This window comes from Luteimonas terrae (genome assembly GCF_031457535.1).
Taxonomy (GTDB): Bacteria; Pseudomonadota; Gammaproteobacteria; order Xanthomonadales; family Xanthomonadaceae; genus Luteimonas; species Luteimonas terrae_A.
In genome coordinates this window covers 1-13,695 of sequence record NZ_JAVDWO010000006.1, presented here as the reverse complement: position 1 = coordinate 13,695, position 13,695 = coordinate 1, and the positions used below count along the sequence as shown (strand labels likewise).

At 67.2% G+C, this 13,695-nt stretch carries 9 protein-coding genes; 6 read left to right on the top strand and 3 right to left on the bottom strand.

The annotated features are described in order from the left end of the window. Positions 1-8: 8 nt before the first annotated feature. Genes pgl through zwf form a run of 3 tightly spaced genes read right to left on the bottom strand, consistent with a single transcriptional unit; the run spans position 9 to position 3,174 of the window. Positions 9-761 (bottom strand): 6-phosphogluconolactonase, encoded by a 753-nt coding sequence (pgl, locus tag J2W68_RS08265; RefSeq protein ID WP_310234514.1) that lies wholly within the window; start codon positions 759-761, stop codon positions 9-11. After that, the gene (glk, locus tag J2W68_RS08260; protein WP_310234512.1) at positions 758-1,756 is read right to left on the bottom strand and encodes a glucokinase; all 999 of its coding nucleotides are present in this window, start codon (positions 1,754-1,756) and stop codon (positions 758-760) included. Before glk ends, pgl begins: the two co-directional genes overlap by 4 nt. Further along, the gene (gene zwf / locus J2W68_RS08255) at positions 1,753-3,174 is read right to left on the bottom strand and encodes a glucose-6-phosphate dehydrogenase (RefSeq protein WP_310234509.1); all 1,422 of its coding nucleotides are present in this window, start codon (positions 3,172-3,174) and stop codon (positions 1,753-1,755) included. The genes glk and zwf overlap by 4 nt, the downstream gene beginning before the upstream one ends. 311 nt (positions 3,175-3,485) lie before the next feature. On the opposite strand from zwf, the gene J2W68_RS08250 reads away from it, so the two are divergent. The 6 genes from J2W68_RS08250 (at position 3,486) to epmA (ending at position 13,389) form a co-directional block, all read left to right on the top strand. Further along, positions 3,486-4,583, top strand: a complete 1,098-nt coding sequence (locus J2W68_RS08250; RefSeq protein ID WP_310234507.1) for an ABC transporter ATP-binding protein — start codon at positions 3,486-3,488, stop codon at positions 4,581-4,583. A gap of 332 nt (positions 4,584-4,915) precedes the next feature. Then, positions 4,916-8,428: a chromosome segregation protein SMC gene (smc, locus tag J2W68_RS08245; protein WP_310234504.1), complete on the top strand. Its 3,513-nt coding sequence runs from the start codon at positions 4,916-4,918 to the stop codon at positions 8,426-8,428. A 79-nt stretch (positions 8,429-8,507) separates the two neighbouring features. Next, a complete protein-coding gene (zipA, locus tag J2W68_RS08240) occupies positions 8,508-9,260 on the top strand; it encodes a cell division protein ZipA (protein ID WP_310234501.1) in 753 nt (250 codons plus the stop codon). Between the two features lie 10 nt (positions 9,261-9,270). Beyond that, a complete protein-coding gene (gene fosX, locus J2W68_RS08235) occupies positions 9,271-9,711 on the top strand; it encodes a FosX/FosE/FosI family fosfomycin resistance hydrolase (RefSeq protein WP_310234498.1) in 441 nt (146 codons plus the stop codon). Positions 9,712-9,946: 235 nt separating this feature from the next. After that, positions 9,947-12,415 carry an NAD-dependent DNA ligase LigA gene (gene ligA, locus J2W68_RS08230; RefSeq protein ID WP_310234495.1) on the top strand — a complete coding sequence of 823 codons (2,469 nt, stop codon included), beginning with the start codon at positions 9,947-9,949 and terminating at the stop codon, positions 12,413-12,415. A gap of 8 nt (positions 12,416-12,423) precedes the next feature. Further along, on the top strand, positions 12,424-13,389 hold the full coding sequence (gene epmA / locus J2W68_RS08225) for an EF-P lysine aminoacylase EpmA (protein WP_430539699.1): 966 nt from the start codon (positions 12,424-12,426) through the stop codon (positions 13,387-13,389). The last annotated feature ends 306 nt before the right edge of the window (positions 13,390-13,695 follow it).

The window sequence follows — 13,695 nt, the reverse complement described above, 5'->3', positions numbered from 1 at the left end:
GGCGCGCGTCACGGGCACCAGTGGACGTGCAGCGTGGCGCCCGGCGTCGTAAAGGCGATCCGTGCGGGGAACTCGGTCGCGTCGTCGCTCTGCAGCAGTCGATCGAGCAGGGCGCGCTTCTTCTCGCCGCGGATCAGCAGGATGCGGGTATGGGCGGGTGCGAGGCCGGCGGGCGTCAGGCTCACGCGACGCTGCCACGTGCCCGCACCGGGACTGCCGCCGGCATCGACGCCGACATACGGCGACGCGGAGGCGAGCGCGGATTCGAGATCGATCATGCCGGGGAACAGCGAGGCGGTATGGCCGTCATCGCCCATGCCCAGCACGACCACGCCCGCGGGCTGGCGCGCATGCAGATTGGCGGTGGAGACGGCCTCGTCGAATGGACGGCCGGCGCGGGTGATGGTTTCCAGCCGCGCCTTCTGCGCCTTGTTCTGGATCAGCGTTTCGCGCAGCAGGCGCGCGTTGCTGTCGGGATCGTCGGGCAGCAGCCAGCGTTCGTCGACCAGCGCGACATCGACGCGGTCCCAGGCGAGCGGTGATTTCGACAGCGCCGCATACACCGGCCCCGGCGTCTTGCCGCCCGACAGCAGCAGCCGCGCACGCGGCTTCTGCTCCAGGTCGCGGGCAATGGCGGATGAAATCGCGATCGCGGCGCCCCAGGTCCATTGGGTGGCCGATTCGTAGGCGTGCAACTGCATGCGCCCATCGTCGCCGATTCCGCGGGCAATGCCAAAGGCCGGCGGCGAGGCGGGGGTCACGCCGCGGCCCTGCGCGTGGCGATTGCGGCGGCGCCCAGCAGGCCGGCATGCGGATGCAGCACCGCGACGCTCGGCACGCGTCCCATGTTGGGCGAGAACCGGCCCTTGTGTTCGAAGCGCTGGCGGAAGCCCGAGTGGCGGATCGAATCGAGCATCTTCGGCACCAGGCCACCGGTCAGAAACACGCCATCCCAGGCACCGAGCGTCAGCACGAGATCCCCTGCAATCGCACCGAAGACCGCGCAGAACACGTCGACCGCGCGTGCGCAGCGGGCATCGCCATCCTTCGCACGCGCGGTGATGTCGGACGGCTGCATCGGGCCCGGATCGACGCCAGCGATCTCGCTCAGCGCCCGGTGGATGTTGACCAGCCCCGGCCCGCAGATCAGCCGTTCGTTGGACACGCGGCCGAATTGCGCCGACAGGCGTTCGAGGATCGCGGTTTCCTCCGGCGTGCCGGGTGGAAAACTGACGTGGCCGCCTTCGGTCTCCAGCGGATAGTGCCTGCCGTCGCGGATCACCAGACCACCGACGCCCAGGCCGGTACCGGGACCGATCACCGCATAGGTGCAGGGGCCGGCGGGATCCTTCGGCACCGCCCACGGCACGCCGCCGATGGCGCTGTAGTCGCCCGGCTGCAGCAACGGAATCGCCATTGCCTGGGCGGCGAAATCATTGGTCAGCACGACGTCTTCGATGCCGAGCCGCTGCTGGGTACGCGTGCGCGAGATCACCCAGGGGTGATTGGTGATGCGTGCATCGTCGCCATCGACGCGACCGGCGACCGCGAGCACGGCGCGCGGCAACGCGGCCTTGCCGTCGTGACCGGTCTGCTGGAGGTAATGCAGCGCCGCATCCGCCAGCGACGGAAAGTCGGCGACCGGGAAGATCTGGATCGTGTCGAGCTGCAGCGGCGTCGGGCTGGCGGTATCGGCGAGTGCGAAGCGCGCATTGGTGCCGCCGATGTCGGCGAGCAGGGCAAGCGCAGCCGTCACGATTTGCGCCCGTTGTGGGTCGTCAGCGTGCGCGGCAGGAACGGCTGTGCCTCGACCGGGCCCCAGCTACCGGCCGGGTAGTCGCGCACCGGCGTGCCGGCCTCGCGCCATGCAGCGCTGACGCTGTCGATCCAGCGCCATGCAGCCTCGACCTCGTCGTCGCGCACGAACAGCGTCTGGTCGCCCTTGAGCGCATCGATCATCAGGCGCTCGTAGGCGATGCGGCGCTTGGGCGGCAGCATCGCCAGGTCCAGCGACATCGGCTGCAGTTCGTTGGCGGCCCATTCGGACGCGGCGAGGCTGCCCATCAGGCCGAGCTCGATCGTCTCTTCCGGCTGCAGGCGCACCCGCAACTGGTTGGCGCGGGCGCGCTTGCGCTCACCCGGGCCGAACAGCCAGTGCGTGACAGGCTTGAACGTCACCACGACCTCGGTGGTGCGCGAGGGCATGCGCTTGCCGGTGACCAGGCGGAACGGCACGCCGGCCCAGCGCCAGTTGTCGATCCAGGCGCGCAGGCCGACGAAGGTCTCCACGTCGTCATGACCGCCATGCTTGAAGCCCTGCACGGCCTGGCCGTCGACCACGCCGGGCGCGTAGCGGCCGCGCACGCTGTCGGCCGCGGCATCGGCGGCCGTCATCGGTCGCAATGCGCGCAGCACCTTCTTCTTCTCTTCGCGGATGCTGTCGGTATCCATCGCCGCCGGCGGCTCCATCGCGATCAGCGCCAGCAACTGCAGCATGTGGTTCTGCACCATGTCGCGCAGCGCGCCGTAATCGGCGTAGTAGCCTTCGCGGCCGTCCACGCCGGCGGTCTCGGCGACGATGATGTCGACCGACTCGATCCAGCGCCGTTCCCAGGTCGCCTCGAACAGGGTGTTGCCCAGGCGCAGCGCGAGCAGGTTCTGCACCGGCGCCTTGCCCAGATAATGGTCGATGCGGAAGATCCGCGACTCGTCGAGCGCCGACTTCAGCGTCGCGTCGATTTCCTGCGCGCTGGCCAGGTCGTGGCCGATCGGCTTCTCCAGCACCAGCCGCGACGGCGCTTCCAGCAGGCCGGCAGCCTTGAGCCCGCGGCAGGCGGATGCGAACAGGTTCGGCGGCGTCGACAGATAGCTGACCGTCGGACGGTCGGCGAAGCGCGACAAGGCGGCGGCCATCGCGTCTGCATCACCGAGGTCCACGGGCACGTACTGGATCCGGCGCAGCAGCTCGTCGACCAGCGAGGTGTCGTACTCGTCGCCGAGGCGCTCGCGCAGCCAGTCGTGGAAGCTGGCGTCGTCATGCTCGCTGCGCGCGATCGCGATCACGCGGAAGTTGTCCGGCAGCAACCGGTCGCGCTGCAGATGCAGCAGGGACGGGAACAGGTAGCGTTGCGCCAGATCACCAGTGGCGCCGAACAACAGCAGGGAATCGTGCATGGGCGCCGGGTCCGTCTCGGGTTCGGGATAGGGAATCACGGAGTGTGTCGCCGGAGGTGTGCCGATCGCAACGTCCACGATATCGAGGCATCAGGCCGGGGATGTCCAGCGCTGTCAATCGACGCGGGTAATGCGCCTCGTACGGAGGTGGATCCGGTCGATCGTTGCACCACGCTGTGCCTCCCACACGTGCGCCGGCTGGATTGGAAACGATTACATGCCAGAATAGCGCAAATGCATCACGGCGCGCGGTTCACGCAATCGGCGCCACGATGCGGTCCACGACGGGTTTGCGACTCACGGGAGCGTGCATGGCACAGGTGCGGTTCGACGCGGTACGGAAGGTCTACCCCAACGGTTTCGTCGGTGTGGCCGGCGCGACGTTCGAGGTCGCCGACGGCGAGCTGCTGGTGCTGGTGGGCCCGTCGGGCTGCGGCAAATCCACGCTGCTGCGCATGGTCGCGGGGCTGGAGGCGATCAGCGACGGCACGCTGACCATCGGCGAGCGCGTGGTCAACGACGTGGCGCCGAAGGACCGCGACATCGCAATGGTGTTCCAGAGCTACGCCCTGTACCCGCATATGAGCGTGGCCGAGAACCTCGCGTTCGGTCTCAAGCTGCGCGGCCAGTCCAAGACCGAAATCGCCGCACGCGTGGACGAAGCCGCGCAGGTGCTCGAACTCGACCAGGTGCTCGACCGCAAGCCCGGCCAGCTCTCGGGCGGCCAGCGCCAGCGTGTTGCGCTGGGACGCGCGCTGGTGCGCCAGCCGCAGGTGTTCCTGCTCGACGAGCCGCTGTCGAATCTCGACGCCAAACTGCGCAGCGGCATGCGCGTCGAGATCGCCCGGCTGCACCGCAAGCTGGGCACGACGATGATCTACGTGACCCACGACCAGATCGAGGCGATGACGCTGGGCCAGCGCATCGTCGTACTCAAGGACGGCCACATCCAGCAGATCGATACGCCGATGGCGTTGTACGAGCGGCCGGCGAACCTGTTTGTCGCGACCTTCCTCGGCAGCCCGGCAATGAACGTGCTGCGCGGCTCGCTGGCGCAGGGCGGGAGCGGCTGGACCTTCGACGCAGGCGAGGGCATCACGCTCGCGCTGGGTGAGGCCGGCTTCCCGGCCGAGTGGAACGGTCGCAGCGTCGATCTGGGCATCCGCCCCGAGCACCTGCTGCCCGCGACTGATGCGGATGCAGTGCTGTCGCCGGTGGTGGAAGTGGTGGAGCCGGTCGGCAGCGAAGTCTTCGTCAACCTGCGCCTGGGCACCCACACGCTGATCGCGCGTCTGCCGCCCGACCGCGTGCCGGTGCCGGGGGAAACCCTGGCGCTGACGATTCCGGTCGGCCGCGTGCATGCATTCGATGTCGAGAGCGGCGAGCGATTGATTCAGCAGGCGGGTTGAGCTTCGCGACGCAGGACCTGCACCTCTCCCTCCGGGAGAGGTCGACGCGCATCGCGCGTCGGGTGAGGGCAGCAGGTCTGCCGCCACTGTCCTGTAGAAGCGGTATTCGGCTTCCGTCTTCGAGGGAACGCGCCGTCCTGGCCCGTTCGGCGACGACACAGAGGCCGGGAATCGCCGCGCCGGAACTCTCGCTATACTGACCGCTTGCGCGCGCGAGCGGCGCTCCTTGCTTGTGGAATCAACCGCTTGCGATGGAAATTTCGCGTATCGCATGACACGCTATCCGTCATCCATCGCGCCCTGACGGGCGCCAAGAGGCCACCAAAGCCCGCATGCGCCTGTCCACGATCAAGCTCGCCGGTTTCAAATCCTTCGTCGATCCGACCACGCTGCACCTGCCGACCAACATGACCGGCGTGGTGGGGCCCAACGGGTGCGGCAAGTCGAACATCATCGACGCGGTGCGCTGGGTGATGGGCGAGTCCTCGGCCAGTCGCCTGCGTGGCGACTCGCTGACCGACGTGATCTTCGCCGGTTCCACCGCGCGCAAGCCGGTGTCGCAGGCGATGGTCGAACTGGTGTTCGACAACTCCGATCACACGATCGCCGGCGAGTTTGCCGCGTTCAACGAGATCTCGGTCAAGCGCACCGTCAGCCGCGACGGGCAGAGCGGCTACTACCTCAACGGCACCAAGTGCCGCCGCCGCGACATCACCGATCTGTTCCTCGGCACCGGTCTGGGCCCGCGCAGCTACTCGATCATCGAGCAGGGCATGATCAGCCAGATCATCGACGCCAAGCCCGAAGAGCTGCGCGTCTATCTGGAAGAGGCCGCCGGCATCTCCAAGTACAAGGAGCGCCGCAAGGAAACCGAGACCCGCATCCGCCACACCCGCGAGAATCTCGACCGCCTCAACGATCTGCGTGAGGAAGTCGGCAAGCAACTGCAGCACCTGGCGCGGCAGGCCAAGCAGGCCGAGCAGTACACCGCGATCCAGGCCGAGCGGAAGATCCGCGACGCCGAGTGGAAGGCGCTGGAATGGCGCACGCTGGATTCGCGTCTGCGCGCATTGCGCGAAGGCCTGGCGCAGGAAGAAACCAAGCTCGAGCAGATCATCGCCGAGCAGCGCGAAGCCGAACGCGAACTGGAGACCGGTCGCGAGCGCCGCAACGAGGCGAGCGAAGCCCTCAACCGCGCGCAAGCCGAAAGTTACGAGGTCAGCGGCGCACTGGCGCGCGTCGAGCAACAGATCCAGCACCAGCGCGAGCTGTCGGCACGCCTGCTCAAGGCACGCGACGAAGCGCAGGCGCAGCTGGCCGAGATCGGCGAACACATCGACCAGGACCAGCTGCGACTCGACACCCTGCACGAGAGCATCGCCGACGCCGAGCCGCGCCTGGCCCAGTTGCAGGACGACGACGCGGTCCGCCAGGACACATTGCGCGAAGCCGAGACCGCGCTGGCCGACTGGCAGACGCGCTGGGACACCCACAATCGCGAGCAGAGCGAGGCAGCCCGCGAAGGCGACATCGAGCGCACCCGCGTCGATTACCTGGACAAGCAGTCGCTCGAAGCCGACCGCCGGCGCGAGCAGTTGCAGGCCGAGCGCGGCGGCATCGATCTCGAAGCGCTGAGCGAGACCTTCGCCGATCTGCAGATCCGCCATGACGAGCAGAAGGCCGCGCTCGACACGCTCGGCGACGATCTTGAAACGCGCAAGGCCGCGGCGGTCGATCTGCAGGACGCGCAGCGCGGCGCGCAGGAAGAACTGTCCGTCGTGCGCAAGCAGGCCCAGGAAGCCCGCGGCCGTCTGTCGTCGCTGGAAACCCTGCAGAACGCCGCGCTGGGCCAGGAGCAGGGCGCGGCGGTCGAATGGCTGCGCCAGCGTGGGCTGGACTCTTCGGCGCGCGTCGGCGAGCGGCTGCGGGTGGACTCGGGCTGGGAGTTCGCGGTCGAAAGCGCACTCGGCCAGCTGATCGAAGGCGTGATCGTCGACGGCGACGGTGTGCCGGCCGAACTGGTGGATGCGCTGGGCGAACTCGGCGAAAGCCGTCTGGCGCTGGTGTCGGGTGAGACCGCCAACGAAGTCTTCGCGCCGACCTCGCTGGCCGCGAAGGTGCAGGGCCCGCTCGCGATCCGCCGGCTGCTCGCGCGCCTGCATGTCGCCGAGACGCTGGCCGAAGCGCGCGCGTTGCAGGTGGGCTTGAGCGACGGCGATTCGGTGATCACCCGCAGCGGCGAGCGCCTCGGCGCGGGCTGGGTGCGCGTGTCGCGCTCGGGCGCGGCGAAGCAGGGTGCATTGCTGCGCGAGCGCGAGATCCAGACGCTGCGCGAGACGATCGCGACGTTGCAGGAACAGGAGCAGGCTCTGGAAGCGCGCATCGCGCAAGGCCGCGAACATCTGCTCGGCGTCGAACAGCAGCGCGAGGAAGCGCAGCGCGCGCTGTATGTCGCGCACCGCGCCGTCTCCGAACTCGCCGGCCAGGTGCAGAGCCAGCAGGGACGGGTGGAAGCCGCGCGCAACCGCATCGAACGCATCGACACCGATCTCGCCCAACTGCACGAAACCATCGATACCGCCGCCCAGCAGGCCCGCGACGCGCGGGGTCGTCTCGAAGACGCGGTCGAGCGCATGGGCGAGTTCGAAGCCGCGCGCGCTGCGCTCGAGGCCGAGCGTCGCGGCCTGGTCGAGGCCCGCGACCAGCTGCGATCGGCCGCGCGCGAATCCCGCGATACCGCGCATGCGCTCGCGCTGACCATCGAATCCCAACGCGCCCAGATCACCTCGCTGACCCAGGCGCTGGCGCGCATGGGCGGCCAGCGCGGCCAGATCGACAGCCGCCTCGGCGAACTGTCGGCGCAGCTGGCGACGGGCGATTCGCCGGTGGACACGCTGGAGCAGCAACGCCAGGTCGCGCTGGAAGAGCGCGTGCGTACCGAGCGCGCGCTGGCCGAGGCGCGTTCTGCACTCGAAGGCGTGGACAACGAGCTGCGCACCTTCGAGCAGGTCCGCCAACAGCGCGACGCGCAGGCCCTGACCCAGCGCGAAGCGATCGGCCAGCGCCGCCTCGACCAGCAGGCGCTGGTGATCGCAGCCGACCAGCTGTCCGCGCAGGTGGTCGAGGGCGGATTCGTCGTCGACGAGGTGTTGAACGGTCTCGAAGATTCCGCGAACGCGAAGGACTGGGAAAAGATCGTCACCGACTTCGACGCGCGCCTGCGCCGTTTGGAGCCGGTCAACCTCGCCGCGATCGCGGAACACGCCGAGGCTGCGCAGCGCAAGGAGTACCTCGATGCGCAGGACGCCGACCTCACCTCTGCGCTCGACACGCTGGAAGAGGCGATCCGCAAGATCGATCGCGAGACCCGTGGCCGTTTCAAGGACACCTTCGACAAGGTCAACGCCGGCGTGCAGGCGCTGTATCCGCGCCTGTTCGGTGGCGGTCACGCCTACCTGGAACTGACCGGCGAGGATCTGCTCGATACCGGCGTGGCGATCATGGCGCGCCCGCCCGGCAAGCGTGTGTCGAACATCTCGCTGCTGTCCGGCGGCGAGAAGGCGATGACCGCGGTCGCGCTGGTGTTCTCGATCTTCCAGCTCAATCCGGCGCCGTTCTGCCTGCTCGACGAGGTGGACGCGCCGCTGGACGAAGCCAACGTCGGCCGCTTCACGGCGATGGTGCGCGAGATGAGCGAGCAGGTGCAGTTCCTGTTCGTCAGCCACAACAAGGCGACGATGGAAGCGGCTTCGCAGCTCAGCGGCGTGACCATGCGCGAGCCGGGCGTGAGCCGGCTGGTCTCGGTCGATCTGGCCGAAGCCGCGCGACTGGCCGGCGCCGCCTAGAGACTGTCATCATGTGCCGTCATGCCCAACGTGCCCGGCGCTTGCGCATAATGAACGACCCCGAAGGAGAACACCGCGAATGACCGACGACTGGATGATGCGTATCGGAATCCTGGTCGCAGGCCTGCTGCTGATGGGCGCCATGTGGTATTTCGGCACCCGCCCGCGCAACGGGCAGGGTCGCCGCGTCGCCAGCACCGACGATCGCGAGCAGCGCCTGGAGCCCACGCTCGGCGCGCAGCTGGAACAGGATCTCGGCGAGGCCGGCGTGCCACGTGCCGAAGGCGACACTGACGCGGTGCAGGCAGAGATGGACCTGCTCGACCAGACGGTCGGCGCCGTCTCGCCAAACAGCGAACTCGGCAAGCGCACCAGCGACGATTTCGACAAGATCGTGACGCTCTACATCGCCGCGCGCGCTGGCAACGTGCTGCGCGGCCCGGACATCGTGGTCGCCGCCGAGAAGGCTGGCCTGACCTACGGCCATATGAATGTGTTCCATCGCCTCGTCGACGGGCATCCCGAGCGCGGCCCGATCTTCAGCGTCGCCAATATCCGCAGCCCCGGCAGCTTCGACATGAGCGAGATCCAGGGCCTCGAAACCCCGGCCATCGCGTTCTTCCTGACCCTGCCGGCGCCGGTTCGCGCCCTCGACGCCTGGGACGCGATGCTGCCCACCGCCGAGCGCATGGCCGAACTGCTCGACGGCGTGCTGCTCGACGAACAGCGCAACGCCCTGGGCCGTCAGCGCATCGCCGGCCTGCGCGACGAACTGCGCAGCTGGGACCGCGAACACGACGTGCCCGCGGTGACCCGCAGCCCGCGCTGGTAAAGTCGGCGCGATGTCGATCACCGGCATCAGCCACCTGACCTTCGTCGTCCACGACCTCGACCGCACGGCCCGCCTGCTGGTCGAGGGGCTGGGCGCGCGCGAGGTCTACGATAGCGGCGATCGACCGCATTCGCTTTCACGCGAGAAGTTCTTCGTGCTCGGCGGCGTGTGGATCGCGACGATGGAGGGCGAGCCGCCCGCCGAGCGCAGCTACCGCCACGTCGCGTTCCAGGTCGCCGCCGGAGACCTGCCCGACTACCGCGCGCGGCTCGAGCGGATCGGTGTCGACATCCGCCCGCCGCGTCCCCGGATCGAAGGGGAGGGCGAATCGCTGTATTTCCACGATTTCGACAACCATCTGTTCGAACTGCACACCGGGACGCTGGCGTCGCGACTGGCCGCCTACGCCTCGGTCCTGCATGCGCGCATTCGCGCGCCCAGCGCCCTGTAGGAGCGCGCTCGCGCGCGACTGGCTCTTTGCGAAACGCCCCATCGCGCGCCAGCGCGCTCCTACAAGGGCGGCGTGCAAAGCCGACCATGACCCGTCGCGGAGGTGCGCAATCGTGGATCGCTGCCTACGCCTCTGCCCGAAGGAGCCCGCTCGCGCGCGATTCGTTCGCCAGCGAAGTCCTCACCACGCCCCCGCGCAGGCCTGCAACGGCAGCTTGGCAGCCTACAATTCAACTATGCCAACTCCATCCCCCGCCGAGCGCGTCGCCGAGCTGCGCGCGCTGATCGAAGACGCCAATCACCGTTATTACGTGCTCGATGATCCGTCGATCCCGGACGCCGATTACGACGCCCTGCTGCGCGAACTCGCGGAAGTTGAGCGCGATCACCCAGAACTTATTTGCGCTGAATCGCCAACTCAGACGGTGGGCGCCCCCGTCAAGTCACTGCTTTCGGTGAAGCACGTCTATCCAATGCTTTCGCTCAATAACGCCTTCACTGAAGAAGAGCTGCTTGAGTTTGACAGGCGGGTTAGAAGTCGACTGGATCTGTCGACTGATGAGCTAGTTCAATATTCTGCGGAGCTCAAGTTTGATGGGTTGGCGATTGGTCTGGTCTATGAAGACGGTGTTCTAGTCCAAGGAGTGACTCGTGGCGATGGAGTGGAAGGCGAGGACGTAACCCATACAGTTCGCGGAGTGCGTGGAGTTCCTCTGAAACTACGGGGAGCTACGCCAGTGCCGGGCCGTGTTGAAGTCCGAGGAGAAATCTACATGCCTCGTTCCCAGCTTGAGGGATACAACCGCGAAGCGCTTAAGGAGGGGCGTAGATCTCTCGCAAATCCTAGGAACGCAGCTGCTGGGACTCTAAGAAAGCTTGATCCCCGTGAAGCCCGCAAACGTCACTTGCAGTTCTATGCCTACGGCGGGGTTGATCTTGAGCGAATGACGTTGACCCGCACCCAGTCAGATGTTCTGGAGCTTCTCAAGGGATTCAGTTTCCCTGTGGCTAAGGAAACGAGTGTCGTTTTGGGGGCTAACGGTTGTCTTGCCTTCTATCGAAGAATTTTAGAGTTAAGAGACCGGCTTCCTTACGACGTGGACGGAGTCGTCTACAAAGTTGATCGACTTGATTGGCGCGACCATCTTGGCTTCGTGTCGCGCGCGCCGCGCTGGGCGCTGGCGCACAAGTTCCCGGCGCAGGAACAGTCGACGGTGCTGCGTGCGATCGAAGTGCAGGTCGGCCGCACCGGTGCGATCACGCCGGTCGCGCGACTGGAGCCGGTGCAGGTCGCCGGTGTCACGGTCACCAATGCGACGCTGCACAACGAAGATCAGATCCGCCGTCTCGACGTGCGCGAAGGCGACACGGTGATCGTGCGCCGCGCCGGCGACGTGATTCCCGAGATCGTGCGCGTGATCGAGGATCGGCGGCCCGCCGGCGCGGTCGAATGGATGATGCCGGCCACGTGCCCGGTCTGTGGCTCGGAGCTCGTGCGCGAGGAGGGCGCGTCCGCGTGGCGCTGTACCGGCGGTTTGACCTGTTCCGCGCAACGCAAGGAAGCCGTGCGCCATTTCGCATCGCGGCGCGCGATGGACATCGAAGGTCTCGGCGACAAACAGGCCGAAGCGCTGGTCGAGTTCGGTTTCGTGCATTCGCCGGCCGATCTGTTTGCGTTGACGGTCGAGGATCTGGTGCGGATGAAAACCGCGCTCGACGCAGCGACCGGGGCCGACTTCACGCAGGCGATTGCCGACAGCAGGGGCGCCCTGGCGCTCGATGCCAAGGGCGAAGCGGTGCTCGTGGAGGAGGCGCCAGTGTGGACGGACGCGGCGTTCCTGCGCGCCCACCTGACCGTCGATTCCGGCGGCAAGCTCGCGACGAAGTGGGCCGAGAACCTGGTCGCCGGCATCGACGCCAGCCGCACGACCACGCTGCCGCGTTTCCTGTTTGCACTCGGCATTCCGCATCTGGGCGAAACGACGGCCAAATCGCTCGCGCAGTGGCTGGGCACGCTCGACTTCGTGCGTACGACGCCCGCCGTGCTGCTGCAGGCGCTGCCCGACATTGGCGGGGAAGTCGCGCGCTCGATCGCGACATTCTTCGAGCAGCCCGGCAATGTCGAGGTCGTCGATGCGCTGCTCGCGGCAGGCATCACATTCACCGATGAGGCCGCGCCATCGGCGGCGCTACGGGAGCGGCTCGGCCTTGCCCACCTGCTGTCGACGCTGCCGGTCGACAAGCTCGGTGGCAAGAGCGCCGAGCGCCTCGCCGATACCTACGGCACACTCGATGCGCTGTTGCGCGCGAACGCCAGCGGCTGGACAGGCGCCGGCCTGTCGTCCGCAGGCGCGGACAATCTCTCGGCATTCCTCGCCGATGCGGATGCATTGGCCAAGTTGCGCGCCAGTGATGCCGCGATGCGCCGCCTGCTGGATGCGGCACCCGCGAAAGTCATGAAGGCAACCGGCCCGCTCGACGGCAAGACCATCGTGTTGACCGGCAGCCTGGAGGCGATGACCCGCGACGCCGCGGGTGAGCAGCTCGAAGCGTTGGGCGCGAAGATCGCCGGCAGCGTGTCGAAGAAGACCTCGCTGGTCGTCGCCGGTGAAGCAGCCGGCTCGAAGCTGACGAAGGCGCAGGAACTCGGCATCGAGATCTGGGACGAAGCGGCGCTGCTCGCGTTTCTCGAGTCGCAGGGGTGAGCGCGTCGATGCTGCCGTCGGCACGCTTTGATGCGTTGCGCTTGCGCGCGCGACTTAACGCAAGTCTGCGCGGTTTTTTCGCCGAGCGGGGCGTGCTCGAAGTCGAGACACCGATGCTGTCGCAGGCCGGCAACACCGACCCGAATGTCGCCAGTTTTCGTACCGAATTCGGCGGGCACGTGTCGGCCGGCCCGGGCACACGCTGGCTGCGCACGTCACCGGAATTTCCGCTCAAGCGCCTGCTCGCTGCAGGTTTCGGCGACTGCTACGAGCTCGGTCGCGTGTTCCGTGACGGCGAGGCTGGCGGCCGCCACAATCCCGAGTTCACGATGCTCGAGTGGTATCGCGTCGGTTGGAACCAGCATCAACTGGCCGACGAAACCGTGGCCCTCGTGCAGGGCGCGCTCGCGCTCGTCGACCGGCGTGCGGAGGTGATGCAGACGACGTATCGCACCCTGTATCTGGACACGCTGGGCCTCGATCCGGTGACCGCGTCCGACACCGAACTGCAGGCTGCGCTGGGTAGCGTGCAGATCGATCCGGACGGCCTCACCCGCGACGACTGGCTGGACCTGCTGATGACGCATCGCATCCAGCCGGCGAACCCCGCCGACCGGATCCTCGTCGTTCACGACTATCCGGCCTCGCAATGCATGCTCGCGCGCATCGCCGATCGCGATGGCGTACAGCTGGCAGAGCGTTTCGAGCTGTATCTCGGGGCGCTGGAACTCGCCAACGGCTATCACGAGCTTGCGGACGGCGCGGAACAGCGAGCGCGCTTCGAGCGGGATCATGCGGTGCGTGGGTCGCGGGGTGATGCGTTGCCGGCAATCGATGAGGCCTTGCTGGCCGCGCTGGATTCTGGATTCCCGGATTGCGCCGGCGTGGCGCTGGGAGTCGATCGCCTGATGATGGCGATGTCGGGGACGGGGCGGATCGCCGATGTAATTGCATTCGATTTTGCGAGGGCTTAACGGCACGCGCGACTGCGTTTAGCTTCGGGAATCCATTGTCGTCATAGCTTCGGTTTTTGACAGACGCATGTCTGGAGAGTCGAACATCCATCTGGATCCTGAGTTGCCTTTCGGCTTTCGGCTTCTGCTTTCGCTCTAGCTCTAGCTCTGGCTGTGGTTTGGGCTTCTGCTTCGGCTCGGGCCTTTGCTTCTTGCCTTGGCTTTTGACTTGAATCGAGCCGTAAAGCGAGCCGAGCATCGCAGGGCGGCGGGGTCGAAGAGCAGCCCATGTCTGAGCGCAGCGAGTTTGGGCTGCGTGCCCCGTCG